Origin of the sequence: Rhizobium sp. CF142, from assembly GCF_000281145.1 — a bacterium.
GTDB lineage: Bacteria > Pseudomonadota > Alphaproteobacteria > Rhizobiales > Rhizobiaceae > Rhizobium.
Window position 1 is genome coordinate 27,530 of the sequence record NZ_AJWE01000142.1, and the last position, 24,584, is coordinate 52,113.

Sequence of the window (24,584 nt, forward strand, 5' to 3'; positions counted from 1 at the left end):
ATACGCCCGATCTCAGTTACGACTCACTTCGGGCAGGCGTTGTCCGTGGTGTAATCGTGGACCTTGACGGTGCCAGCAATGATGTCGGCCCTGGCCTTGTCGACGGCGGCCTGCATTTCCGGCGTGATCAGCGACTTGTTGTTCTCGTCCATCGCGGCGGCAACGCCGTCTTCCTTGACGCCGAGAGACTGGACGCCAGCAGTGAACTTGTCGCTCTTGGTGTCGTTGAAGGCGTTGTAGACGGCGAGATCGACGCGCTTGACCATCGAGGTCAGGACCGAACCCGGATGCAGGTGGTTCTGGTTGGAATCGACGCCGATCGACAGCTTCTTGTTGTCGGCTGCCGTCTGCAGAACGCCGAGACCGGTCGCACCGGCTGCTGCGTAAACGACGTCTGCGCCCTGGTCGATCTGGTTCTTGGCGAGCTCGCCGCCGCGAACCGGGTCGTTCCAGGCAGCACCGGTCGTGCCGGTCATGTTCTGGAAGACTTCGACGTCGGCCTTGGCGGCGCGTGCACCCTGCTCGTAGCCGCATTCGAACTTGCGGATCAGCGGAATGTCCATGCCGCCGACGAAGCCGACCTTGCCGGTCTTGGACGCCATGCCGGCGAGAACGCCGACGAGATAGGAGCCTTCCTCTTCCTTGTAGAGGACGGAGCGGACGTTCGGCTTGTCAACGACGGAGTCGACGATAATGAACTTGGTGTCCGGGAATTCAGCGGCAACCTTCTCGACAGCCGAGGTCCAGGCGAAGGAAACGGCAACCACCGGGTTGAAACCGCGGCTTGCGAAGTTGCGGATGGCCTGCTCGCCCTGGGTATCGCCGGTCGGCTCGAAATCGCGGTAGGCGATGCCGGTTTCCTTCTTGAACTTTTCAGCGCCGTTAAAGGCAGCTTCGTTGAAGGACTTATCGAACTTCCCGCCGGTGCCGTAAACGAGAGCCGGCTTGATGTCGGCGGCAAGCGCCGTCGTCGACATCGCTGCCACGGCAAGGAGGGTGAGAAGGGATTTTTTCATGAGTTTGCAGCCCTGTTGTTGCTATTTGTTTGGGGTCCTCCCGCAAGCCTTTTTCAGGCATGTCTGCGGAACCACCGACCTCCCCCCGGAGGCCTGGCTGCGTGCATCCTTGCATGGCTCCACAAAAAATTCACGAGAAATTTTTCGGTTGGTAAAGATTTGCCATTATTGCCGAAAATCAGTCCACAGGTCCTGAATTCTGGGCAAATCGACCGCTAAAATGCGGATTTTCTAACCAATGCCCTGGCGTCATCGGCATCATTATCTTCCCGTTCTGGTAGCTGCCGATTGCGCTCATCCGCACCCTCCAGCCCTTCAGCTATGCGGTAAAGCGGCCTGCCACCGGCGGCTTCTTGTAGCCGATCATCCATAGCAGCAGCGACAGCACCAGAAGCACGGCAAAGGCCGGCTGCAGCATGAGCCACTGGAAGATGAAGGCGTAGAAACGCGGATGGACGTAATAGGAGACGGAGGACTGGAGCGCGGTAAGCGTCGATGGGCTGACATCCTGCCATGCATCCGACATCGGGGTCATGACCACTTGCGAGGATGCGACGGACTGGATCGAATCGATGGTTCCGGCAATGACCGCAACTGCCAGCGCAAACAGACTGGCAAGACGCAACAAGAAACGCATCAAATCCTCCGACGACGGTAATGCCCTGATGTCCGGCGAGCCGCGCCATTCTCCACCCAAACCTAGAGATAGGCTTGGCGCGAGCACGGCGCAATGGACGGCATGCGCGCAGTTTTATCGGAAGAAGTCAAAAAACTGTTAGATTTGGGTTGATCCTCAAAAAATCATCGGTATATATCGCGCCGTTCCGACGATTTGCATCCTCTGCGGATGCGAACACCCAATAAGGACAGGTGGCCGAGTGGTTTAAGGCGCACGCCTGGAACGCGTGTGTACGTGAAAGCGTACCGTGGGTTCGAATCCCACCTTGTCCGCCATCGACTTACCATTGATTTCAATGCGAAATTCGCCGTTTGTAGGGTCCATTCTACCCAGGCGCTACCGCAATGTACCTCACCTTTCGCGAGAGTGGCTACCGATTCCAGATCGCCGTACCGTCGGACCTCTGGCCCATCCTTGGCAAGACGCCCGAGGCAGACGGTTGTGGCGCGCGAAACCACGCGTCGCCTTGGTCAACACAACATCTTGTGCTATCGAGTCGAAGTCTCCCACAAGAGAAGGCGATTTGAACTTGGGCGCAAAGGCATCGACTGCCATAGAAAATGCCGATATTGAAATACCCACAACCTCCGCACTATGGGTCGATGTACCTCCGTCTTGCTTGACGGTGAAGGCCATCTTTCCGACTTACCCATCGGAAGACGTCATCCGCGAGATCAAGGACCACTGCCTCGATAAGGGAACGCCGTACACGTGGCGCGGCCACACGCACACCGCCCCTCCCAAGGACGGCAAGATGCCGATCTATGTCGGTCGCATCGAGATTTCAGCCGATGCCCGGAAACGCAAAGAATTCTCCCCGTGTCCCTGCTGCACCCCCAACCATCGCAAGTTCGGCGAAGGCCTTATCGCATGGTTCGAAGACGAGCAGGTCATCCGCCTGATGGGCAAGGATTGCTTCGCGGCGATCAACCGAGTCGGACATGAAGATGCCTATGCCGATCTGGTTCGGCGCGAGAACGAGCGCCGCCAGCTCGACTACATCCTGAGCATTATTGACAAGCTGCCGCATTGGGTGCGTAGCGGTGACGAACTGCTGACCATCGCCAAGGCGGCGGATGCATTCTATCCCGTGATCGAGGACCGGATCGTCAAATCACAGGGCGTGTCGAATTTCTGGCGCGAGATCAGGGGCGGCGCTCTACATGTCGACGAGGAGGTCGTTAAGTTTTCCGTTGGCCGGGATGGCTATGAAGCAGGCTCAGACGACAAGGATGATGACGGCGAGGAGAAGAAGCAGCCGACCGAAAGCATCCGCGTCGCCATTCTCGGTATCGAAGGACAGGCGGCAATGGACCCCAAGAGGCGTCCGATCTACCCGCCGCTTTCGGAAGCGGTAGAGGGTCTGAAGAAGACGCGCACGACTACGAGGGACGAGGTTCTAGCGCTCAGCCCGAATGATCGGCAGACTATAGCCCGTGAACTAAAGCGCTTTCTTGACCTGATCACGAAGGCCCGGGACGATCTTCGCCAGCAATTGCCGTTTCTGACCCAGATCAACGTCAATCGCCTCAACCAGTGGGCAGGAGACCCAAGGTCTCCGGTGTCGCGTTCTAGCTTCTCGATCCGGCGCTGGAACAACAAGCTCTATATCGGCGGGCGTCGCGGCGACTACCCGTTCGACATCCCGGACGAGCTGACGTCACTTCTTCTGCCGGAGCTGGATGCCTAACGGTGACGATGACTTGCGGATTGAAGGAAGTAAACGAATACCTGAAGTCGAACGTCCTAACACGGCCGTTCGGCTGGCAGGACATGGAGGATCGGCACGTGATCGAAGTACCCGAGGAGATTGAGTCTATTATCCAAGGCTTCGACCAGTCCGAAGAAAAGCTGGCGGCCAACGTGATATCGGCTGCCCTAGGTCCTGCACGGACGAAACTTGCGGACAATGCAGATGCGTTCCACAACGCGTGGCCCGACGCCATGGCCTTCGCTCTCCAGCGGGAAGCCGAGAACATGGGACCGTGGAACACCTACTTCGGAGCATGGAGTTCAGGTACCAAGACCGATGGTTCTGATTGGTATGGACCTGATGTCCGGGAACTGACACCAGAGGTGATCGAGCACTGGGAAGAACGAGCGAAATTCCTAGGTCATCCGGTTCTGAAAGGCCGCTACGCCGATCTCGTTTGGGAGTTCAGTAGGCCTGTTTCGAAGAAACGTACCGATCCTGAATTCGCTCGCATCGCCATCGACAGCTATCTCGACTCGGTTGAGAAGGATATGCGGCCGGATCAATATGACAACATCGTTGTACTCAAGCGCGCAGCGCGCCTTGCGGCCTCGATTAACGACGCAGGCCGTATCGCTCGGGCAAAGGACGCGCTTCTCGATGCCTTCGACAAGTCGGTCGCCGACCAAAGCTGGTGGTGGTCGGTCTCCGACGAACTCCTGGAGAATAGAAAGCTCGCGTTAAGCGAAGACGACCGCGAGCGGTTGCGGGCTGGCTGGGAAACCCTGTTCGCCGGATACGCCGCGGTGGGCGTCGACGGCTTTGATCCCCATCACGCGGAGAGTGTTGGCGACCGTCTCATCGGTTTTTATCGGAAGGCTGGTGCGTCGGCGGAAGTCGAGCGTGTCGCCAAGGGCATAGCCGACGCGTTCATCCATATTTCGCTCGCTGGAAGCGCCATGCAGGCGATGGCGTGGCTTGAGACCTCTATCGAATATGCGTCGGTGGCCGGAGACAAGGAACGGGCCAAAGCCCTCAAGCTTGAGCGCGAAGAGGCGATCCGCAACAGCCGCAAAGAGATGCAGTCGTTCACGACGACGATGACGATTACCAAGGAGGAGGTGGACGAATTCCTCGCCATCGTCGTCGACAAGGACCGTTGGCAGCAGGCTCTCTTCAACATTGCCTTGGAATTCACCGAGCCTAGGGAGCGGCTCTGGATTTCGCTGCAGCGCGAAGCGCGGGCCGCGCCGCTTATGGCGATGTTCTCGTCGTCAATCCTCGCCGACGATCATCAGGCCGCGATTGTCGGGTCGACTGAAGACGATAAGGAAGGAAACCTCATTCGGCGTTCCAATACCTGGCAACAACTCAATCGGCAGCTTTTGGCGAGGGCGCTTGACGAGACGGTGGACTTTCATCGTCTGTCTCCGGAAGAGATCGCAAGTTTCATTTTCCAGTCCGACCTGTTCGATGATTTCCCCCTCATGCGCGAAGGCATTAAGGCCTGGATGAACGCGGATTACATCAAAGCGCTGTTCACGCTCGTACCGCTCGTCGAGTCAGGTATCCGGACGTTGGCAAAAAACCTTGGGGAGGTCACGACAAAGGCTAAGCGTGGCACACCCGGATGGGAGGTATCTTCCAACCTCGGCGACTTCCTCGCCATGGATTCGGTTCAAAAGGCTCTGGGTCCGGACATCATCCTGCAGATCAAATCGATCTTCGCTGACGCCCGAGGGACCAATCTTAGGAACCTCGTGGCACACGGCCTAGCCTCCTCGTCATATGCGAACTGGCATGTTTGCGACCTGATCGTTCACACTCTCTTGGTCATGGGGGTCTACGAGGGTGTTCGCGATGTCGTTGCGCAACGCGGGGCGAAAGACGCCGAAGATGCCGAACTCGACGAAGACGTTCCTGTCGCCGAACCTGTGGCAATTGAAGAAGCTTGACGCTTCACTTCGACCCGGCGCTAGGGTTTGACGCACTGTTTCGAGTGCAATCACCCGTCCTTACCCGAAAGGCGCGACAAAAAAGCTTGGCCCGACTGCCGCAACACCGATCGGCACGCGTCGAGTTGGCTCCTGAGGTATTCTAGAGCACGCTCGCCTTCTGCCAAACAGTCGCTTCCAACAAGGCCCAAAGATACTGCTTTACGTCTGAGCGGCAGAATCCCTGCATACACATAGGTTGCGTGCAGTACTCGATCGGGTTCCCAGCGCTGCTCCCGCCAAGGCACAGAAATTAACCGAGATGTCGCCGTGTCAAATGAAGGATCGAGAACCTCTCCCAACACCAGCCAAGTGCTGAGCTCCTGATGGAGACTTTCGTGATACAGATTTTCAGCAAGAAAATACGGATTTTCCTCTCCTTGGACGGTCATCGGCGGCAAATGTCGTAGGGCCTTGGATGTCACAAAAGTGCAATGGGGGAGTGCAGGAAACGTAGAGGAAGTCAGCATCGTCCTACTACTCAGCGCACTAAATTCCAGCCATACGATTTGGCTTGTCCAAGTCATGACCGAATTCAAAGCATCAACGTCCAATTCACTCAGGATATCGAGCGCGGTCCCAACTTTGGCAGAAAGTTCACCAACGGGTTCAGTCGTTCCGAAGTGGCCTCGAAGATCAACGTTTCTCAGGTAAGATGTTAGGTCCGTGCCCGCGACTATTCTGATCATTCGACCGTTTATTTCGATCGTCGCGACATTAGGCCTCGAAATTCCGGTGAATGGGTCCTCTTGGCCTTCAAATGAACTCAGCCCAAGAGCTTTTCTGCACCTGAATGTCGGGAAAGCGTTCGGCCACGCCTCAAGGTCTCCGGAACGAGCGGAGTATGCTCGCACGGCGGAATTATGCTGAATAAGCGAACCAGCATTAGGGGTTGTTGACGGGTGAAAAGCCGGCACGTTCATCTCCCATGCGTTCCAGCTTCTGCACTATCGTTGGCTGCGCCGCCAAAAAGTGCGGGTTGTTTTGGATATGGTGATCATCAAGATGGGCAAGCAGCGCTTGCACGCGCTCAACCGGGGTCAGTCCAGGGTCAGGGACCAACTCCGCCAAGCGTCGTTCGAGGCGAGAGACCTTTTCAAGCGCAGGCTGCAAATATTGGCGCTCCGGCACTCGATCTTGCACAACGCGCGCTAAACGCTCAAGACGCTCATCTGGTGATAGCGAATGGTCGGGCAGGGCGCCTGCTAAGATACGAGACAATTCATCGAGTCGTCTTGCGGCATCGTCATTCACAGCGGCGAAAACCTTCGGATCAGGTACAGAATGATCCAGCCGTGCAGTTAAGCGACTAACAGATGAATTTTCCATAAACTCCTCCCTATGAATTTCTTTAGCATATACTTGGTTGTACAATCGGTCAAGTTTAGATTCTTGCGTGTATTACCGTGATCAAGAAAGAACTTTGTCTTCTTCGATTCCCATGGAGCAACCCTCGGAGAGCCTTTCCTGCTCACCGATTACTTTTCAATTGGCCTTACTTTCACGATCCCCGGCGCCTCTGTTGTGGATTCGAATGGCTTCATGTATTTCTTGATATTCTACTCAAGCATGACGAGCTTGTATTGCTTTATCATACAGAATAATATGTACACTCTCGAAAGAACAATGAAATTTGCAATAATGAACAAATTTCCATTAGAGCTTAGAGGGATATATATAGAAAAATACTTCTGCCTCGAGAATTTTCCTCCTCCGTCTCCAACGCAACTCCCTCACATCAGCTACTCTCGCATCTACAGCCAGTTCTTTATGGTAGCGTCGGCAGCGTTCCTTATAGCTACCCTCATTTACTTCAGCTGTTATACGGCTCTCTACATGGCAGTTGCGGTCGATATTTGGAAAAACGCTCGACTTGGGATTTGGAGCTATGTCATCCTCACTCGAATGAGGATGCCCTACAGGGATTACACCGTACTCCACGAATTCAGAGCCCGCCACAAATCGCGCCATCGCAGTATGAAAAGCGCCCAAAGGAAGTTTACGGCGAAGGCGTGGCGGATTGGCTTAGCTTGGTCGAGCGAGGATACAACAAGCGGAACAGCGATAGTGAAAATCCGAAGCCATCAGCATCATAGATTGCGTCGGGGCAGCGCACACCAATTTCTCCGAAGCATTGTTGATTTCGAGGCCGACGGCGAAGATGCCGGAACGATTCAGACTCTCCGTTGCCCAGCCTGATAACTCAACTCTCTTCGAGAAGCCGAACCTCTGCCCGGGAAATCCAAGCCTCCTCCACAACGCGATCCCAACACGATAAGCTGCTCCAAACTTTCAGCACATAGCCACTTCACTGCCAACGACGCAGAGGGGAGACCAGCAATGACGAATTTCAAGGCTGAAGACGAAGCGATCGGAACGATTATTCTGGTGGAGGAACTGTTTCAAAGCTTGGTCAAGTCCGGCATCGTGCCTGCGGCCGTTATGGCGGATGTCGTGCGCGGCGCCGTTGCGAGGCTGGATACGACCGATCATTTCGGCGCGGGTGCGGCTGTCCGCCACTATTTCGAAAGCTGGCTGTCGAAGTAGATAATCTTCGCTGGGTGCATAGGATGCATAAGATGCATAGGCAGTTTTCAACTGCTCTATAGGAAATGTCAGATTCAATGCCTGTCATGTCATCGTCTGACATTTCCCACACGACCAATGAAAAATCCTATGCATCCTATGCACAGAGGTATCTGAAAGCCCTATCAAGGCGGATTTTAATTCTCATTTCGACGAAATCATCCGTGCGGCCTAGCGTTGTCACGTCGGCAGCGCCTTTGCCTCAACTTTTCCCAGCGCTTTCGACCTCCCAGAGAACCCCGTTCACGCGGTTTTTCCCTGCGCTGACGATCATCTGCCCGTTGACGATCCTGCCGACGTGCTTGCGCAGAAAGCCGCTGAAGCGCGTCCTATTCAGCTTACCGCGCTCGATGAATTCGCCAAGCGCCTCCACCAGCTCCTCATGCCGGCGGTTGCCGATCGGATCGAAGGCTCCTTCGTCCACCATCCTGGCGATATCGGCCGCGGCCCAGGGCTTGCCGACCGGCAGGGCCGCGATGATCGCCGCCGTGCGCTCCTTCTCCGGGTCGTTGTCCTGATCCTGGCCGCATTGCCGAGCGGATCGGGCAGGCCGAGCCAGACGAGCGCGGAGCGGACGAGGTTCGACCATTGCTCGAAGGAACCGAGCGCCGGCGAGACCTTGTCGGCCTCATTGGCGACGAAGGCCCGCAGGAGCGTCAGGGCTGATGTCACGATCTCCACCCGCTGCCGGCGTGTGTCCTCGATGACGTCGCTCTCGAAGACGCGCTCTTCCGGTCGCTCGACGCCGGCATCGAGGTTGATCAGCACCACGCGCCGCGTCAGGTCTCCGGCAAAGCGCAAGCCATTGCCTGTGGCGCAGAGCATGACCGCCGTTGCCGAATCCAGCGCGAGGGTCTTGCCGAGCGGGCGGATACTGACTTCCTCCTGGGACAGAACCTGGCAAAGGTGATCGGAGCGGAGCGCCACCGACAGGTTGTCGAGATTGATGAAACTGTCGCCCTGCAGGAGCCGTGACTCCAGGACCTTGCGCAGTTCGTTGTCGTCGCCCGCATAGGAGTTGACCGCTGCCGTCCGGCCGGTTGCGAGAATGGCGGCAACGTCCACCAGCTTGGATTTGCCGGTGCCGGGCGCCGTCGCATTCACGCCGAACAGCGGCGCGGTTTTCAGGCTGGGGCGGATGATCGTCGTCAGGATCATGGCGAGTGCTGCCGATTCATCGACGCCGGCCACGAATGGGAAGCTCGCGACAAGCTTCCTGATGCTTTCCAGCGCTGTCGCCGCCAAAGCCCTGCCGGGGCATTCGGGGATTTCGGGCCATGTCTTGTCCGATTCGAAGAGTATGCCGGTTTGCCGGTCGAAGCCCTGCGCGTTTATGATAGTGCCATCGCTGCGCATCATCGGCAGGGACACGACCGCCCTGATCTGCGGGAAAGGCCATTCTCCGTGTCGCGCAATGACGGATCTGGCGACCAGCGCCGGGCAGGACACAGGCCTATGGCCGAGCGTCACTCTCGCGTCGGGTTTCAGCCAGCGTATGTGTTTCGTCAGTATTTCGGTCATCGCATCCTCATCGGCGGGGACCAGCACCGTCTTTTCCTTCCCCGCAATGCGGACGGCGCGAAACAGGACCGTGTCGCGGGCATAGAGCGGCGCGCCGGCATCGATCGCCAGGCGGCAGGCATTCGTTACCGCTTGCGAAAGGTCGGCTTCATCGAAGAGCAACGTCGGCCTTTCGTCTCCCTCTCGGGTCGGTGAGGGCATGTCACGGACGATCGCTTTGCGCCGCGACGCGCGGCCTACAGCCTCGACCGTTACAGGCTTTTCGTCCTCAGCACCCGGCGGCGCGAAGGGGCGCACCGTGGCCTGTATGAAGGCATCGATCTCGGTTTGCGTCCATCCAGCGTCCAGCGCATCGGCGCAATCCCAGCCGCGACCGGGATAGAGGCCCGCCCGCCAGTCTTCGACGCGATAGGTTTCGAGCTCGCTTGCGGCACCGATATCGGCAAAGCCGACAAGCCGGATGCGAGCCCCAAGGCTCGCCAGCTGCGCGGCGATTTCATTTGCCGCCGCCATGCCCGGGGGATCGAAATCCGGCCAGATCACCACATCGCGGCCTGATAGCGGCGACCAATCGGTGTGCTTGACGCCCTGCGTTCCGCCCGCCCAGGAAACGACCGCCCGCCCGCTCGATTCATGCAGCCTGTCGCGGCACTTCTCGCCCTCGACAACAAGCACTTTTCCCTCGCCGATATCCTGCAAACCATAGAGCGGCCGGGGCTTCGGGAACGGGAAGCGGCACCATGTTTCGGTCCCGTCGGGCAGGCGGACAAACATGACCATGGGCGTTTCCTTGCCGCCATCGGCGAGATCACGACGCAGCACGTAGCCAAGGAGCGAACCGTCGGTGCTGCGATAGGGAAAGACCATCGACGGCGCAAAGGAGCCCCATTCGGAGCGCGCGCCCCTGCGCTTGGGATTGTAGAGCCTGATACGCTGGCCGGCCTGCAGCAGATCCGCCGGCGGCGGCAGGGCCGTTATGCCCTCATAGACATCCGGCGCCCTGGCCTGCTCTAGCCGGGCGTTCGGCCGGCTGCCAATGCCGCCGCCGAGGATGCGGATCGCTTCAGGCAGATCGACGCCCTTCACCTCCCGCACGAAATCAAGGACATCGCCTTGTTTGCCGCAGCCGAAGCAATGGAAACGCTCCATTCCATCGTGTGCTATGAAAATCTTGAAGGATGGCGTGCCTTCGGCATGGAACGGGCAGCACGTCTCGAACTCCCGTCCGTTCCGGCCGAGCTTGTAGCCGTATTGCGTGACGGTCGAAGACAGCGACACGTCACGCCGCAAACGTGCGATATCATCAGTGTCGCCCAAGGATGCGTATGAATGTGTTCGTGACATGAAATTTTCCGGGTGAGTTAAAGACTTGATTTTTTCCGGGGGCGGCCGTTGATGCATCGCCCGTGGCCCCCTCATCCGCCCTTCGGGCACCTTCTCCCCGAGGGGAGAAGGGGGAAAACAGGCGCCGCGGCACGTCCCCTTCTCCCCAGTGGGGAGAAGGTGCCCGAAGGGCGGATGAGGGGGCTACAGGCACCAGGCCAGCCATCAAAAGACGATCTCAGCCCTCTCGATGACAACATCGAACAGCACGTCGCCGCCGCGCGGCAGCATCGCCGGTCGACATCTGCGGTCCTCATCCGATCCTTCGGACCACCTGACCGATGAAGGCGCTAGTCCGAAGCCTGAACGTTCCGATCCACGAAGCTCTGCAGATCCCGAGGGCGAAACAGCGTGCGCGAACCGAGTTTCACGAATGCAAGCTGGCCGGCCTTCATCTGCCGGTAAATGCTGGCGCGGCTGATGCCGGTCGCCTCTGTGACTTGCCTGATGTTGAGCAGAATTTTCGGGCTGGCTTCCACCTGTTCTCTCCGAGTCTGGTTGTGTATCCGGCCGTATCCATAGGAGGCAGACGGTTGTCGGGACGAAGTCACTCCGATGGGGTTATTCTCCGGGCCGGCTCCTTCCGGGGCGAAGCTTGCCCGGGCCGCCATGAGGGATTTTTCGGACAGCACCAGAAATGGATCGTGCTTTCGGGCGTTGAATGACAGTGCCCCCGCTTCTGGTAAGGCTTGGCAAAGCAAAAGCCGGTAATGTTCCGATGTGGCGCGATCCGGAGCGAGAGGGGTGGCAAGGGCTGCTGCCCGCCGGGCGCGACCATCCGGGGACTTACCATGAAGAAACTCATCATTGCTGCAGCCTTTGCGGCATTCCTGCCTGTGATGGCCCAGGCGGAAACGCTGGAATTTCCGAGCGACGATCCGGTCGCGACCGTTACCATTCCCGACAACTGGGGACCGAAGGAAACGGAGACCGGCATCGACGCTTCGTCGGCCGATTCGGCGATCTATCTTTCGATCGACGTTGCCGATGAGAAGACCAGCGACAAGATCATCGACGAGGCCTTCGCCTTCCTGCAGAAGAACGGCGTGAGCATCGAGGAGAAGACCCAGAAGGAATCCGAAGCCGAGATCAACGGCATGAAGATGAAGACCTTCGACTGGGATGGCACCGACAAGGAAGGGCCCGTCAATATCGGCGTTGCCGTGCTTTCGCCTGCTGAAGGCAAGCTGCTGCTGATCACCTATTGGGGCACCAAGGGCAAGCAGGATGCCCATGACGACGAGTTGATCGCCATCATCAGCTCGCTGAAGCCGGCCGGCTGACATTGAGACAATGCGAGGCGCTGCCGGCAGGGCGGCGCCTTTTTCATGAGGGAACAAGTGCGCGCCGACACGGTTCCTTTTCCATGGCGAAAACAGGCACGATCCGCATCGGCATATCCGGATGGACCTATGCGCCCTGGCGCGGTGTCTTCTATCCCAAGGGGTTGGCCAGGAAGAGCGAGCTTGCCTATGCCTCCCGGCAATTTCCCTCCATCGAGATCAACGGCACGTTCTATGGGCTGCAGAAGCCGGATGTTTTCGCCCGCTGGCGTGACGAGACGCCCGAAGGCTTCGTCTTTTCGGTCAAGGGATCGCGCTACATCACCCATCTCAAGCGCCTGCGCGATATCGAAACGCCGCTTGCCAATTTCCTCGCCTCCGGCCTGCTGCGGCTAGGCCCGAAACTCGGGCCGATCCTCTGGCAATTTCCGCCAAGCCTGACATTCGATGCCGATCTGTTTGCCCGGTTTCTGGCAATGCTTCCCAAGGATACAAATGCTGCGGCCGAGATCGCGAAGCGGCATGACGAACGGCTCGATGGCCGTGCCTGGACGAAGAGCGAGACGAGGCAGCCCATGCGCCACGCGCTGGAAATTCGCCACGACAGTTTCTGCACGCCTGGCTTCATCGAATTGCTGCGTGAATACAAAGTCGGGCTGGTGGTCGCCGATACCGTGGAATGGCCGTTGCTGATGGATGTGACGGCTAATTTCATCTATTGCCGCCTGCACGGATCGGAACAGCTTTATGTCAGCGGCTATAGCGACGAGGCGCTCGATCACTGGGCTGGACGCATCGATGCCTGGACGCATGGGATCGAGCCCGATGATGCCAACCGTATCAAGTCGCCGCTGAAACGCTCGGCGAAGGGCCGCGATGTCTATGTCTATTTCGACAATGACGTGAAGGTACGCGCACCGGCCGATGCCCGTTCACTTGCCGAACGGCTGGGCGTCGCACCGCCACCCGATAACAGCGTACCGGTTCATCCGAAACGGCGCGGCAGCAGAAGCGTGGTAGAAGAGCCGCGCCGGCATTGGCCGACGCCACGGTCTGCGCCTTAGACTAGAACGGCCTGATCGGTGCGATCCTCGGCGCCGAAGAATTTCAGATAGCGCTCGACTTCGGCCGGTTCGCCTGTCGCCTTCTGCGGATTGTCCGACAGCTTGACCGCCGGGCGGCCATTGGCGTCGCTCACCTTGCAGACGATGGAAATCGGCAGGAAATCGGAACTGTCGTTCGGCGCGCAGCCGGCGAAGTCGTTCGTCAGGTTGGTGCCCCAGCCGAAGCTCATGCGGACGCGACCCTCGAAATGCCTGTAGGTGTCGATGATCGCATCGACATCGAGGCCATCGGAGAAGATCAGGAGCTTCTGGCGCGGGTCGCGGCCCATCTTTTTCCACCAGTCGATGATCTTTTCGCCGCCTTCGACCGGCGGAGCGCTGTCCGGGCGGAAGCCGGTCCAGTCGGCCACCCATTCCGGCGCGTCGCGCAGGAAGGCGGCCGTTCCGAAGGAGTCCGGCAGCACGATCAAGAGATTGCCGCCATAGAGCTTGTTCCAGTCGCGCAGCACCTTATAGGGCGCGTTCCCGAGCTGCTCGTCGGTTTCGGCAAGGGCAGCCGCCACCATCGGCAGCTCATGGGCATTGGTGCCGACGGCTTCGAGATCGGAATCCATAGCCAGCAATACATTACTGGTGCCGGTAAAGGCCGGGCCGATGCCTTCCTTCAGCGCTTCCACGCACCAGCGCTGCCAGAGGAAGCTGTGGCGGCGCCGCGTGCCGAAATCGGAAATGCGCAGGCCGGGCAGCTCACGCAGCTTTTCCACCTTGGCCCACATCTTGGCCTTGGCGCGGGCATAGAGCACATCGAGCGTGAACGGCCCCATCGTTTTCATGGCGGCGCGGGAGCGCATCTCGTTGATGATGGCAAGGGCCGGGATTTCCCACATGGTCGTTTCCTTCCACGACCCATGGAAATCGAGCACATATTGCCCGTCCTTCTTGGAAAGCTCGTATTCCGGCAGCTGGAAATTGGAGAGCCAGGCGAGGAATTCCGGCTCGAAGATCTGGGCGCGGCCATAGAAGCTGTTACCGGCGAGCCAGATCATTTCCTTCTTGGCGAGTTTCAGCGTGCGCGCGTGATCGAGCTGCTCGCGCAACTCGCCCTCGTCAATCTGTTCGGCGAGGCGCACGCGCTTGGTACGGTTGATGAGCGTGAAGGAGGCGTTGACGTCAGGATAAAGCTTCCAGATCATCTGCAGCATCAGGAGCTTGTAGAAATCCGTGTCGATCAGGCTGCGCACGATCGGATCGAGTTTCCAGGTGTGATTGTAGACGCGTCTTGCGATATCGGTCCTGGCCATGAAGCTCCTGCCTGTCCGCCAATCCGGTCAGGTGCGGCCTTGGTAACGGCCAGCGCACGAAACCGGCTCGTGCGCTTTCTTATCGAAAAATCGATCGGCAAAGTCCAGAAAAAACAACAGGCAACGTGTCGCCCTCGCCAGACCCGTTACTGCGCTGGACTTACGGGCTGGGCCGGGGTGGCGTTCTGTGCGGGAGCTGCCGGAAGCTGCGACTGCATCTCGTGGCCCGGCTGCGGCGGGGCGATGTCAGTGGCTTGCTTCTGACCCCAGATTGCGACGGGGATCCAGACGAGGAAGGCCAGCACCAGCGCAACAACCAGCACGGTCAGGATGCGATAACCCGTACGGCCCTGCCTGGCCTTGACAGGCGAAATCCGTTCTTCGGCATGAAGCTTGCGATCGGACCTTTCCCACCGCGTTCCCATATGAGCCATGGTCGTCTCCTTGCGGTATTCCGCGGGCAAGGCTCGCGGAGATCCTGTCAGGAAACGAGGAGCGGTGCGGGATGGTTCCAAAGGGATCTGGAGCATGTCGTTATCGCGAAGCCGCCCATTACATATCTGCATTGCATAATAGGAAGTATGCGTTTGCCTAAGATGAGATCATAAGGCGCGTAGCTGATGCACATGAGAGTCCTTGATATGGATTGGGTCCCTGTAGTTTTCGTTACGTTCAAGGTTTTCGCTTTAGGAACGGCCATGTTCTTCGCCATCAAGTGGCATTACGATCGAGGAGAGATAGCGGAGAGGCGAGCGGTACTGCGCGCGGGCGGCAAGATGGCCGCATTCTTCGCGCTGGCGCTACTCGGCGTGGGGCTCGTCACCTTCGTCCTTAGCAGCAAGCTCGGTTTGGACTTGAGCCTCCCATGATCACGTCATCAAGCGCGAGGGCCGCACACGCTCAGGCCCGAGAAGCCCCTGGGATCAAAGCGGACATTGCACATCCCAGTGAAGCTTCTAATAAGCTGGTGATTATTCGGGACCAGCAGACGGACGAAGGACGACGATGGATTTTGATGTTGAGTTGACAACTTATCCTGGGCTTGATGAGCGCATTGTCGTTATTCGCGCAGGTGACGAGGTTGATTGTGTATTCGTGCGCACAGAACGTTTCAACGTACTGGTTGATACACTGGCAACGCCAGCCCTGTGCCGACGCGCACTGGAACTTCTGGCTGATGTCAGTGGAGATCGTCCTCTTTTCGTCGTCAACTCACACATGGACTGGGACCATTTTTGGGGAAACCGTGCCATAGATGGCGTCCCGATTATCGCCCATGACAAGGCCATGGAGCGACTGCGCGACCCTTCGGCCCTGCAAACACTAAGGGAAAAGAGAGCGCTCGAACCACGCTTCCAGAAAGTTGAAATCCTACCGCCGACCTTGACGTTCTCAGGTGAGAGGATGGTGCTTCATGGTGGAGATTTGACTCTGGAACTTCTGCACACGCCTGGACATACGCCCGATCATGTTGCTGTTTGGATACCAGAGTTGCGCGTTTGCCTGGCGGTGGACGCTGTCGAGAATCCTATTCCTGAGGTCTGGAGCCGAGCGCCGGATGACCTTCGAAGCCTTTGCTCGTCGTTGAAGAAAATCCAAGACCTGAACCCGAAGCACCTCATTGTGGCACATGGCCAGACAGACGACCCCGCTGTTGTCGGGAAAAACCTCGCCTACTTCCAGAAATTGCGGGACGAAGTCGCTCAACTGCCAACGCTAGGTCCGGCCGATCAGCTATTGGCGGAACGGCCGAGCCTGGGGCTTGAGAATTTCGTTGTGCTCCCTGCCTCCATGCCGGACGAAACTCGGACCTTCTATAGGCGCTGCCACATATCGAATTTGGATGCCGCGATAGTTGCCCATCAGGAAGGCGTCGACTTTATTTGAATATGACGGTCCGTGACTGCTCCGTTCTGGAGGGTACGGGAGTGCACGCGGCATCACTTGGGTTGATGCCGCCGCTTAGTTGCGGTACGCTTACTGCAGAGTTTGATCCTTGGGAGGGATCGGGACGGCCGATTCGAAACGCTTCCGATTAACGATGTGGCTCACAGTTCCAACGTTAAGCTGAAATTCGATGGCGGTCTTTGTCTGTGACCATCCCTGGTTATGGATAGCCCAAAGAACATTACATGCCTTGTTATAAGAGCAAGGAAAAGAGTCAGTCGTCGTCTTGCGCATAGGTCAATCCTTTCTGCGCTTCGATTGAAGATGACCGACTAGAAAAGCGAATCCTGTGTGGCTTCCCTAGTCGGGTATGTCATGCAAACCGGATCAGGTGTTCCACCACCTGATCCGGCATATTTAGACCGGTAATAACGGTCCATGGTATTTAGCCATGTCGTACCTCCGTGTTTGGCGCTTTCGACTGCGCGGGGTTAACGATAGGATGGGGAAACGTGGTCAAGACGTTTCCCCATCAGACGATCCCAAAAGATCTTCAAAACTCGAATGAGTCTCCAATCTTACGGGAACCCATAGGTCGCGACCGCTTTTTTTGATGTGTCCCTCTTTGTTGAGGGACCAAAGCGTTCCGCGAACCGAATTCGGTTTTATACCAGTCATCATAACGATCTGCGACTTGCTGAGGCCTTCTGGATGTTCCTGAATCAGTTTCAGGATCGCGGGTTTTACCGTCCCTGGTGCGGCTCTGCCATCATCTGAATCTGTCTCTTCGTTCTGTATCTGTCTGTTCTCTATTTTTTCCGCAGAACGGTGTTTGCCGATGCCCGATATCATCGCCATGATTTCTTTTTGAGCGGCTATAAAGCCTGCGTCAAAACCTTCGGCGTAGCCTTCTTTGCGCCCCTTATCAAAGGAATCCTGCATAGCTGTTTGAAAGCTATCGAATGCGGCTTTTGCCACCGTCGCCACTGTACCGCCAAGAGACATAGGAATCACTCTCCTTTAACTTAAGGAGTTATATAACCCCGTAAATGTACTTTTGAAAGCGATTATATCATCGTGCGTACAGAGAAGTGCTAGAAGACGTTTTGAGTTTGATACATAAGGCCGCGTTTCAGCGCAGAAGTACGTTACAGCAAATGGAGACGTTAACCCGCCTGCGACAGAGGTCGCGCAATTCCGCTTTTGGGCCGGAAACAGACATTGGTGGCGCTTACCACATAGTTCCGCACTTTTGCGCGACGCGCTCTAGTACCCCGCCTTGCGATCGACGACGTACTGCAGCGGCTCGCCGCGTTCGAAACGGGCGATCTGGGTTTCAACGTGGCGGAAGAGCGCGTTTTCTTCCGAGATCGCGGCGTCATGCGGGGTGATGAAGACAGTCTCCAGATGCCAGAGCGGGCTGTCTGATGGTAGCGGCTCGACCTCGAAGACATCGAGCGAGGCGCCGCCGAGCACACCGCTTTCAATCGAAGCGACTATATCGGCCTGGACCTGGCTCTTGCCGCGGCCGGCATTGATGAAGACGGGCTTGCCGAGCGCGCCGCTATGGCGCAGCTTGGCGAAGAAGGCCTTGTTGTAGAGGCCCGTCGTGTCAGACGTCAGCGGCAGCAGGCCGACGACGATGTCGGTCTTCGACAGGAAGGTATCGAGCTCTGGGCCGTCGAAGGTTTCGATGCCTTCAACCTCTTTCTTGGAGCGCGACCAGCCGATCACGTTGAAGCCCATGACGCGCAGCTTGGCGACGGCATCCTGGCCGAGAATGCCGAGGCCCATGACACCGACGGTGATTTCGGCGGCTTCCGGCGGCACGAGCTTGCCCCAGACCCGGTCGCGCTGGTCCCGGTCATGCGCGCGCTGCAGGCGCAGATGCATGAGGCACTGCATGACCACCCATTCGCTCATGCGCGTCGTCAGGCTGCGATCGACGAAGCGGACGATCGGCAGATCGGGCAGGTCGGGAATGGACAGGATGCTATCGACGCCGGCGCCACCGGAGAAGAGCACTTTCAGGTTCGGCGCGCGCTGAAAGATATCGGCATCCGGCTTCCACAGAAGCGCATAATCCACGCCGGTCAGGTCGAGTGCCTTGCTGGCGGGGTCAGCGGCGTTGATGCTGCCGCGGTCGGCAAAGGCGGTCTTGAGGATGCGGGCGACGGTTTCGGGGTCGAACTTGAGATCGACGAGAATGGGAGGTCTTGCTGACATGGTCTTCTTTACTGCTGCCCGTCTTTTACTGCTGAATTGCTGGCGTCGGCACCGCCTCGATATTGAAGGCGGCGGCCATCAGCGCCCTGGTATAATCATCCTTGGGCGCGCGGAAAATCTCCGCTGACGGCCCCTGCTCCACCACCTTGCCGAAACGCATGACGATGACGTCATTGGCGAGCGCCTTGACCACTTTCAGGTCGTGGCTGATGAAGAGGTAGGCGAGATCGTGCTTCTTCTGCAGATCGCGCAGCAGGTCCACGACCTGCGCCTGCACGCTCATGTCGAGCGCCGAGGTTGGCTCATCGAGCATGACGAAGCGCGGCTTCAGCACCATGGCGCGGGCAATCGCGATGCGCTGGCGCTGGCCGCCGGAAAATTCATGCGGGAAGCGCCACCGGGTCAGCGGATCGAGGCCGACTTCTTCGAGCGCCCAGCAGACGCGCTCATCGCGCTCTTCTGATGACAGCGAACGCTCGTGTACCTTCAGCCCCTCGGCGACAATATCGCCGACCGACATGCGCGGGCTGAGCGACCCATAGGGATCCTGGAAGACGACCTGGAGCTGGTTGCGCAGCGGGCGCATATCCGTGAATGAATAGCTTGCTATATCCTTTCCGACGAAGGAAATGCGGCCCTTCGAGGAGATGAGGCGCGTGAGCGCCAGCCCGAGCGTGGTCTTGCCGGAACCGGATTCGCCGACGACGCCGAGCGTCTGGCCGGCGCGCAGCTTGAGATCGATGCCGTCGACAGCCTTCACGTGATCGACGACCTTGCGCATCAGGCCGGCCTTGATCGGGAACCAGACCTTGATGTCGCTGCCTTCCATGACGACGGGCTTGGAAGGGTCGGTCACCGGCGGTTCGCCGCGCGGCTCGGAGGCGAGCAGATGGCGGGTATAGTCGTGCTTCGGATGGGTGAAGACCTCTTCCACTGGCCCGGTCTCGACGATCCTGCCCTTGGTCATGACGCAGACGCGGTCGGCGAATTTGCGCACGATACCGAGGTCGTGGGTGATGAACAGCATGGACATGCCGTGCTCGCCCTTCAGCTTGCGCAGGAGTTCGAGGATCTGCGCCTGGACGGTGACGTCGAGCGCGGTGGTCGGTTCGTCGGCAATCAGCAGTTCGGGCCGGTTGGCGAGCGCCATGGCGATCATCACGCGCTGACGCTGGCCGCCCGAGAGCTCGTGCGGATAGGCTTTCAGGCGCTTTTCCGGCTCGCGGATGCCGACCTGGTTCAAGAGTTCCAGCACGCGGGTGCGCGCCGCCTGCCCGGTCATGCCCTGATGCAGGGCCAGGATTTCGGCAATCTGCCCTTCGATCGTATGGAGCGGATTGAGCGAGGTCATCGGCTCCTGGAAGATCATGGTGATGTCGTTGCCGCGCACCGCGCGCATCTCGCGATCACCAGCCTTCAGGAGATCCTTGCCCTTGAACAGGATTTCGCCGCTCGGATGGCTGGCGGCGGGATAGGGCAGAAGCCGCAGCACCGAATTCGCCGACACCGACTTGCCGGAACCGGATTCGCCGACAAGTGCCACAACCTCGCCCTTGCCGATATCGAAGGAGATGCGGTCGACGGCAAGCGAGGTTTCGCCACCCTGATGGAAGGCGACCGAGAGATCGCGGACGGAGAGCAGCGGCGATGTCATTGGAACGTCTTTCTCGGATCGAAGGCATCGCGCACCGCTTCGCCGATGAAGATCAGCAGCGAGAGCATGATCGACATGGTGAAGAAGGCCGTCAGCCCGAGCCATGGCGCCTGAAGGTTGGCCTTGCCCTGGGCGATCAGTTCACCGAGCGAGGGAGAGCCCGGCGGCATGCCGAAGCCCAGGAAGTCGAGCGAGGTCAGCGTGGTGATCGAGCCTGAGAGGATGAAGGGCAGGAAGGTCAGCGTCGCCACCATCGCATTCGGCAGCATGTGCCGCCACATGATGGTGCGGTTGTTGACGCCGAGCGCGCGGGCAGCCCGGACATATTCGAAATTGCGGGCTCGCAGGAACTCGGCACGCACGACGCCGACGAAGCTGACCCAGGAGAAGAGCAGCATGATGCCGAGCAGCACGAAGAAGCCGGGCGGCAGGATGGCGGCAATGATCAGCAGGATGTAGAGCACCGGCATCGAGGACCAGATCTCGATGAACCGCTGGAAAAACAGGTCGGTCCAGCCGCCGAAATAGCCCTGGATGGCGCCGGCCGTCACACCGATGACGGCCGAGCAGATGGTGAGCACGAGGCCGAAGAGAACGGAAATGCGGAAGCCGTAGATGACGCGGGCGAGAACGTCGCGGGCCTGATCGTCGGTGCCCAGCCAGTTGAGATTGCCGAGCCTGCAGCCGGGATCATCGACGCCCTGCGGATAGGCCGAGCAGCGCTCCTCCTTCGACATCAGCCAGAAGGGCGCAGTGGGTGCCGAATGCGGGATATTGGAATTGACCGACTGATAGGAATAGCGGATCGGCGGCCAGATCATCCAGCCATTCGCATTGATCTCGTCCGAGATGACGGAGGAGCGGTAGTCCGTCTCGGCCAGGAAGCCACCGAACTTCTCCTCGGGATAATCGATGACGACGGGGAAGAGGATCTCGCCCTTGTAGGAGGCGATGATCGGCCTGTCATTGGCGATGAATTCGGCAAGCAAGCTGAGCACGAAGAGGACGAGGAACAGCCAGAGCGACCAGTAGCCGCGCCTGTTCGCCTTGAAATTCCGCCAGCGGCGAATGTTGGTCGGCGACAGCAGGCCCTTGCGGGGCGGGCGGACGGGCGCTGATGTCGTCGGGTTTGCGGCGACATCCATCAGACGTCCCTCCGCTCGAAATCGATGCGCGGATCGATCCAGGTGTAGATCAGGTCCGAAACCAGACCAACGAAGAGACCGAGCAACGAGAAGATATAAAGCGTTGCAAAGACGATCGGATAGTCGCGGTTGACGACCGAGAGGTAGCCGAGGCGGCCAAGGCCATCGAGCGAGAAGATGTTCTCGATCAAGAGCGAGCCGGTGAAGAAGGCGGAGATGAAGGCGCTCGGAAAGCTTGCGATAACGATCAGCATGGCATTGCGGAAAACATGGCCGTAGAGCACCTGCCGTTCGTTCAGGCCCTTGGCGCGCGCGGTGATGACATATTGCTTCTTGATCTCGTCGATGAAGGAATTCTTGGTCAGGAGCGTCGTCGTGGCAAAGGATGCCAGCGACAGCGAGATCAGCGGCAGCGTGAGGTGCCAGAAATAATCGAGCGGCTTCTGCCACCAGGCCAGCTGGTCGAAATTATCCGAAACGAGGCCGCGCAGCGGGAACCAGTCGTAGAATGAGCCGCCGGCGAAAAGCACGATCAGCAGGATGCCGAAGAGGAAGCTCGGCACGGCATAACCGACGATGATGATGCCTGACGTCCAGACATCGAAGGTCGATCCGTCCTTCACAGCCTTGCGAATCCCGAGCGGGATGGAGATGGCATAGGAGAAGATCAGGATCCAGATACCGAGCGAGATCGAGACCGGCAGCTTCTCCTTGATGAGATTGAGAACGGTCGTATTGCGGAAGAAGCTCTCGCCGAAATCGAAGCGGATATAGTTCCACATCATTTCGCCGAAGCGGGTCAGCGGCGGTTTATCGAAGCCGAACTGCTTTTCCAGCTTGGCGATGAGCTCCGGATCGAGGCCCTGGGCGCCGCGATATTTCGAGCCGGCGTCGTCGAATTGCTGGCCCGCGTCGCCACCGCCGCCGAGGCGCTGGTCGGCGCTGTCGGCCTGTCCCGTCAGCTGGGCAATGACCTGCTCCACCGGACCGCCGGGGGCGAATTGAACGACGATGAAGGAAATCGCCATGATGCCGACGATGGTCGGTATCATCAGAAGCAGGCGGCGAAGGATATAGCCCCCCATCAGCGCGCGCCGATCCGGTGGACAGCCGCCATGCTGCGACGTTCAGATTTCGCCAATTCCCAACTTTCCTTTTGTTCGCCCTCGGCTAGAGCATTTCCGTTAAACGCTCTATCCCTTTGTTTTCACGCAATTCCGGGCGCAAAACCGCTTCCTACTCTTGCCGGAATCGCTTTACCGCCTGATTCGCGCATAATTTGGACGCCACCGACCCGATATGGCAAGGATTTCCTTATTTGCCGGCGCTGGTGGACCACCAGACACCCGGCATACCGAGACCGTATTCGGGCAGTTCGGCCGGATGCGTGATGCTGTTCCAGTAGGCAAGGCGCGAGGTGCGCGAAGTGTAGCTCGGCACGACGATGTGCTTGGCGAGCAGAACGCGGTCGAGCGCCCTTGTTGCCGCCACCAGCTCGTCGCGGTCCTTGGCGAAGATCACCTTCTTGATCAGCGCATCGATTGCGGGATCGCTGATGCCGCTGTAATTCTGCGAGCCTTCGCGCTTGGCGGCATCCGAGCCCCAGTATTCGGCCTGCTCGTTGCCGGGATTGATGGATTCGCCCCAGCCATTGTACATCACGTCGAAATCGCGCGAGCGCCAGCGGTTGGTGAATTGCGACGGCTCGATGCTGCGCACGCTGGCATCGATGCCGATCTTCTTCAGGTTCTGCGAGAAGGCGAGCGCGACTGGCTCGATGGTCGGCCCGTTGAGCAGGATTTCGAAGGAGAGCGGCTGGCCGGTCTTTACGTTGACCATGCGGTTGCCCTTCAGCTCGTAGCCGGCTTCCTTCAGCATGCCGATCGCGGTGCGAAGATTGTCGCGAAGCTTGGCCGGATCGCCGCCGACCGGATTGGCGTAGGGCGTGGTGAAGACTTCGGGCGGAAGCTTGTCCTTGACTTCGTTCAGGATCTCCAGCTCGCGGCCCTGCGGAAGGCCGGAGGAGGCAAGTTCGGTGCGGAAGAAGAAACTGTCGATCCGCTCGTAGGAGCCGTAAAAGATCGTGCGGCGCAGTTCCTCGAAATCGAAAGCATAGTTCAGCGCCTCGCGCACCTTCTCGTCGGCGAACTTGTCACGGCGCAGGTTGAAGATGAAGCCGACCATGACGCCGACCTTGCGCATTTCGCTTTCGGTTTCCTCGCGCTTGACGCGTCCGTCCTTGACGGCGGGGAAATCATAGGCGGTCGCCCAGCGCTTGGCGGCATTCTCCCACCAGTAGTCGGTGTTGTTCGAGCGGAAGGCTTCGAACATCACGTCGCGATCGGCGAAATAGGTATATTCGATCACGCCGAAATTATTCTGGCCGACATTGACGTTGAGGTTCTTGCCCCAATAGTCGTCGCGCAGCTCGTAGCGGATCTTCGATCCCGGGGTCACCGAGACCATTTTGTAGGGACCGGAGCCCATCGGAATTTCCAGCGAGGTGCGGGAAATGTCGCGCGGCTTGCCGTCTGCACCGTTCGCCTCCCACCAATGCTTGGGCACGATCACCAGCTGGCCGACGATCTGCGGCAGCTCCCGGTTGTTGGGTTCGTCGAAATTGAAGGTCACGTCGCGATCGCCGGTTTTTTCGGCCGACTTCACGTGGCGATAATAGAACTCCATCTGCGGATCGTTCTTCTTCGCCTGCTCGAAGCTGAAAACGACATCATCCGGCGTCACTGGCTGCCCGTCGGCCCATTTGGCCTCGGCGCGCAGGCGGAAGGTCGCTGAGGTCAGGTCATCGGGATATTTCAGGCTCTCGGCCAGCAGGCCATAGGAGGACGATAACTCATCGAGCGCCGGCATCAGCAGCGTATCGAACACCAGGCTCAGACCGGCGCCCACCTCTCCGCGTGCAAGCAGCGGGTTCAGCGTATCGAAATTGCCTTCGTCTGAAAGGCGCAGTGTGCCGCCTTTCGGCGCCTGCGGATTGACATAATCGAAATGGTCAAAGCCCTGGGGATGCTTGAGATCGCCGATCGTCGAAATTCCGATCCGCCACCCGTCCGCGCCCTGTGCGAAAGCCCCGAAAGCGAGAAACAGAGACGTTGCCGCGGATAGAAGAAATTTCGGCGCCCAAGATGCCATTC

The 24,584-nt window shown here is 58.6% G+C and carries 21 protein-coding genes and 1 tRNA gene; 8 read left to right on the plus strand and 14 right to left on the minus strand.

What is annotated here, in order from left to right; all coding sequences use genetic code 11:
- Positions 1-23: 23 nt before the first annotated feature.
- Both PMI11_RS35330 and PMI11_RS35335 read right to left on the minus strand, forming a co-directional pair.
- Positions 24-1,016 carry a BMP family lipoprotein gene (locus PMI11_RS35330; protein WP_007827319.1) on the minus strand — a complete coding sequence of 331 codons (993 nt, stop codon included), beginning with the start codon at positions 1,014-1,016 and terminating at the stop codon, positions 24-26.
- Between the two features lie 319 nt (positions 1,017-1,335).
- Complete coding sequence (locus PMI11_RS35335; RefSeq protein ID WP_007827320.1) at positions 1,336-1,653, minus strand: hypothetical protein; 318 nt, start codon at positions 1,651-1,653, stop codon at positions 1,336-1,338.
- A gap of 227 nt (positions 1,654-1,880) precedes the next feature.
- On the opposite strand from PMI11_RS35335, the gene PMI11_RS35340 reads away from it, so the two are divergent.
- The 3 genes from PMI11_RS35340 to PMI11_RS35350 all read left to right on the plus strand — a co-directional run bounded on the left by PMI11_RS35340 (position 1,881) and on the right by PMI11_RS35350 (position 5,343).
- Positions 1,881-1,970, plus strand: a tRNA-Ser gene (locus PMI11_RS35340).
- 254 nt (positions 1,971-2,224) lie between these two features.
- The gene (locus tag PMI11_RS35345; protein WP_157179735.1) at positions 2,225-3,385 is read left to right on the plus strand and encodes a hypothetical protein; all 1,161 of its coding nucleotides are present in this window, start codon (positions 2,225-2,227) and stop codon (positions 3,383-3,385) included.
- Positions 3,386-3,393: 8 nt separating this feature from the next.
- Positions 3,394-5,343, plus strand: a complete 1,950-nt coding sequence (locus PMI11_RS35350; protein ID WP_007827323.1) for a DUF4209 domain-containing protein — start codon at positions 3,394-3,396, stop codon at positions 5,341-5,343.
- 50 nt (positions 5,344-5,393) lie between these two features.
- Here PMI11_RS35350 and PMI11_RS37565 read toward each other — a convergent pair whose 3' ends face one another.
- The gene (locus tag PMI11_RS37565; RefSeq protein WP_157179736.1) at positions 5,394-6,071 is read right to left on the minus strand and encodes an aKG-HExxH-type peptide beta-hydroxylase; all 678 of its coding nucleotides are present in this window, start codon (positions 6,069-6,071) and stop codon (positions 5,394-5,396) included.
- Between the two features lie 196 nt (positions 6,072-6,267).
- Positions 6,268-6,711 (minus strand): hypothetical protein, encoded by a 444-nt coding sequence (locus PMI11_RS37570; protein ID WP_007827327.1) that lies wholly within the window; start codon positions 6,709-6,711, stop codon positions 6,268-6,270.
- Positions 6,712-7,722: 1,011 nt separating this feature from the next.
- On the opposite strand from PMI11_RS37570, the gene PMI11_RS35360 reads away from it, so the two are divergent.
- Positions 7,723-7,929 carry a hypothetical protein gene (locus PMI11_RS35360; protein WP_007827331.1) on the plus strand — a complete coding sequence of 69 codons (207 nt, stop codon included), beginning with the start codon at positions 7,723-7,725 and terminating at the stop codon, positions 7,927-7,929.
- A 372-nt stretch (positions 7,930-8,301) separates the two neighbouring features.
- On the opposite strand, the gene PMI11_RS35365 is transcribed toward PMI11_RS35360, so the two are convergent.
- Both PMI11_RS35365 and PMI11_RS37580 read right to left on the minus strand, forming a co-directional pair.
- Positions 8,302-10,833, minus strand: coding sequence for a CHC2 zinc finger domain-containing protein (locus PMI11_RS35365; RefSeq protein WP_157179738.1), 2,532 nt, complete (start codon positions 10,831-10,833; stop codon positions 8,302-8,304).
- Positions 10,834-11,162: 329 nt separating this feature from the next.
- Positions 11,163-11,351, minus strand: a complete 189-nt coding sequence (locus PMI11_RS37580) for a helix-turn-helix transcriptional regulator (RefSeq protein WP_007827334.1) — start codon at positions 11,349-11,351, stop codon at positions 11,163-11,165.
- Between the two features lie 312 nt (positions 11,352-11,663).
- On the opposite strand from PMI11_RS37580, the gene PMI11_RS35375 reads away from it, so the two are divergent.
- Positions 11,664-12,155, plus strand: coding sequence for a hypothetical protein (locus PMI11_RS35375; protein WP_007827335.1), 492 nt, complete (start codon positions 11,664-11,666; stop codon positions 12,153-12,155).
- Between the two features lie 83 nt (positions 12,156-12,238).
- Positions 12,239-13,219 carry a DUF72 domain-containing protein gene (locus PMI11_RS35380; RefSeq protein WP_007827337.1) on the plus strand — a complete coding sequence of 327 codons (981 nt, stop codon included), beginning with the start codon at positions 12,239-12,241 and terminating at the stop codon, positions 13,217-13,219.
- Here PMI11_RS35380 and pncB read toward each other — a convergent pair.
- Positions 13,216-14,520, minus strand: coding sequence for a nicotinate phosphoribosyltransferase (gene pncB / locus PMI11_RS35385; RefSeq protein WP_007827339.1), 1,305 nt, complete (start codon positions 14,518-14,520; stop codon positions 13,216-13,218). The two genes, PMI11_RS35380 and pncB, sit on opposite strands and share 4 nt — an antisense overlap.
- Positions 14,521-14,666: 146 nt before the next feature.
- Positions 14,667-14,954: a hypothetical protein gene (locus PMI11_RS35390; protein ID WP_007827341.1), complete on the minus strand. Its 288-nt coding sequence runs from the start codon at positions 14,952-14,954 to the stop codon at positions 14,667-14,669.
- A 264-nt stretch (positions 14,955-15,218) separates the two neighbouring features.
- Between PMI11_RS35390 and PMI11_RS35395 the strand changes: the two genes are divergently transcribed.
- Both PMI11_RS35395 and PMI11_RS35400 read left to right on the plus strand, forming a co-directional pair.
- A complete protein-coding gene (locus tag PMI11_RS35395) occupies positions 15,219-15,389 on the plus strand; it encodes a hypothetical protein (RefSeq protein WP_244430764.1) in 171 nt (56 codons plus the stop codon).
- Positions 15,390-15,525: 136 nt separating this feature from the next.
- Positions 15,526-16,407, plus strand: coding sequence for an MBL fold metallo-hydrolase (locus PMI11_RS35400; protein WP_007827346.1), 882 nt, complete (start codon positions 15,526-15,528; stop codon positions 16,405-16,407).
- Between the two features lie 516 nt (positions 16,408-16,923).
- On the opposite strand, the gene PMI11_RS35405 is transcribed toward PMI11_RS35400, so the two are convergent.
- The 6 genes from PMI11_RS35405 to PMI11_RS35430 all read right to left on the minus strand — a co-directional run bounded on the left by PMI11_RS35405 (position 16,924) and on the right by PMI11_RS35430 (position 24,582).
- The gene (locus tag PMI11_RS35405; RefSeq protein ID WP_007827350.1) at positions 16,924-17,412 is read right to left on the minus strand and encodes a hypothetical protein; all 489 of its coding nucleotides are present in this window, start codon (positions 17,410-17,412) and stop codon (positions 16,924-16,926) included.
- A gap of 261 nt (positions 17,413-17,673) precedes the next feature.
- On the minus strand, positions 17,674-18,633 hold the full coding sequence (locus PMI11_RS35410; RefSeq protein WP_007827352.1) for a 2-hydroxyacid dehydrogenase: 960 nt from the start codon (positions 18,631-18,633) through the stop codon (positions 17,674-17,676).
- 25 nt (positions 18,634-18,658) lie between these two features.
- A complete protein-coding gene (locus PMI11_RS35415; protein ID WP_007827354.1) occupies positions 18,659-20,287 on the minus strand; it encodes an ABC transporter ATP-binding protein in 1,629 nt (542 codons plus the stop codon).
- A complete protein-coding gene (locus PMI11_RS35420) occupies positions 20,284-21,432 on the minus strand; it encodes an ABC transporter permease (protein WP_007827356.1) in 1,149 nt (382 codons plus the stop codon). Before PMI11_RS35420 ends, PMI11_RS35415 begins: the two co-directional genes overlap by 4 nt.
- Entirely contained in the window at positions 21,432-22,517 is a 1,086-nt protein-coding gene (locus PMI11_RS35425; RefSeq protein WP_007827358.1) for a microcin C ABC transporter permease YejB, read from the minus strand. The genes PMI11_RS35420 and PMI11_RS35425 overlap by 1 nt, the downstream gene beginning before the upstream one ends.
- Positions 22,518-22,746: 229 nt before the next feature.
- Complete coding sequence (locus PMI11_RS35430) at positions 22,747-24,582, minus strand: extracellular solute-binding protein (protein WP_007827361.1); 1,836 nt, start codon at positions 24,580-24,582, stop codon at positions 22,747-22,749.
- Between the last annotated feature and the right edge of the window lie 2 nt (positions 24,583-24,584).

Coding starts and splice junctions, on each gene's coding strand:
- PMI11_RS35350 (WP_007827323.1), top strand. CDS start 3,394: ATGACTTGCGGATTGAAGGAAGTAAACGAATACCTGAAGTCGAACGTC.
- PMI11_RS35425 (WP_007827358.1), bottom strand. CDS start 22,517: ATGGGGGGCTATATCCTTCGCCGCCTGCTTCTGATGATACCGACCATC.
- PMI11_RS35365 (WP_157179738.1), bottom strand. CDS start 10,833: ATGTCACGAACACATTCATACGCATCCTTGGGCGACACTGATGATATC.
- pncB (WP_007827339.1), bottom strand. CDS start 14,520: ATGGCCAGGACCGATATCGCAAGACGCGTCTACAATCACACCTGGAAA.
- PMI11_RS35430 (WP_007827361.1), bottom strand. CDS start 24,582: ATGGCATCTTGGGCGCCGAAATTTCTTCTATCCGCGGCAACGTCTCTG.
- PMI11_RS35420 (WP_007827356.1), bottom strand. CDS start 21,432: ATGGATGTCGCCGCAAACCCGACGACATCAGCGCCCGTCCGCCCGCCC.
- PMI11_RS35390 (WP_007827341.1), bottom strand. CDS start 14,954: ATGGCTCATATGGGAACGCGGTGGGAAAGGTCCGATCGCAAGCTTCAT.
- PMI11_RS37565 (WP_157179736.1), bottom strand. CDS start 6,071: ATGATCAGAATAGTCGCGGGCACGGACCTAACATCTTACCTGAGAAAC.
- PMI11_RS35380 (WP_007827337.1), top strand. CDS start 12,239: ATGGCGAAAACAGGCACGATCCGCATCGGCATATCCGGATGGACCTAT.
- PMI11_RS35400 (WP_007827346.1), top strand. CDS start 15,526: ATGGATTTTGATGTTGAGTTGACAACTTATCCTGGGCTTGATGAGCGC.
- PMI11_RS35330 (WP_007827319.1), bottom strand. CDS start 1,016: ATGAAAAAATCCCTTCTCACCCTCCTTGCCGTGGCAGCGATGTCGACG.
- PMI11_RS35405 (WP_007827350.1), bottom strand. CDS start 17,412: ATGTCTCTTGGCGGTACAGTGGCGACGGTGGCAAAAGCCGCATTCGAT.
- PMI11_RS35410 (WP_007827352.1), bottom strand. CDS start 18,633: ATGTCAGCAAGACCTCCCATTCTCGTCGATCTCAAGTTCGACCCCGAA.
- PMI11_RS35375 (WP_007827335.1), top strand. CDS start 11,664: ATGAAGAAACTCATCATTGCTGCAGCCTTTGCGGCATTCCTGCCTGTG.
- PMI11_RS37570 (WP_007827327.1), bottom strand. CDS start 6,711: ATGGAAAATTCATCTGTTAGTCGCTTAACTGCACGGCTGGATCATTCT.
- PMI11_RS35395 (WP_244430764.1), top strand. CDS start 15,219: ATGTTCTTCGCCATCAAGTGGCATTACGATCGAGGAGAGATAGCGGAG.
- PMI11_RS35360 (WP_007827331.1), top strand. CDS start 7,723: ATGACGAATTTCAAGGCTGAAGACGAAGCGATCGGAACGATTATTCTG.
- PMI11_RS35335 (WP_007827320.1), bottom strand. CDS start 1,653: ATGCGTTTCTTGTTGCGTCTTGCCAGTCTGTTTGCGCTGGCAGTTGCG.
- PMI11_RS35415 (WP_007827354.1), bottom strand. CDS start 20,287: ATGACATCGCCGCTGCTCTCCGTCCGCGATCTCTCGGTCGCCTTCCAT.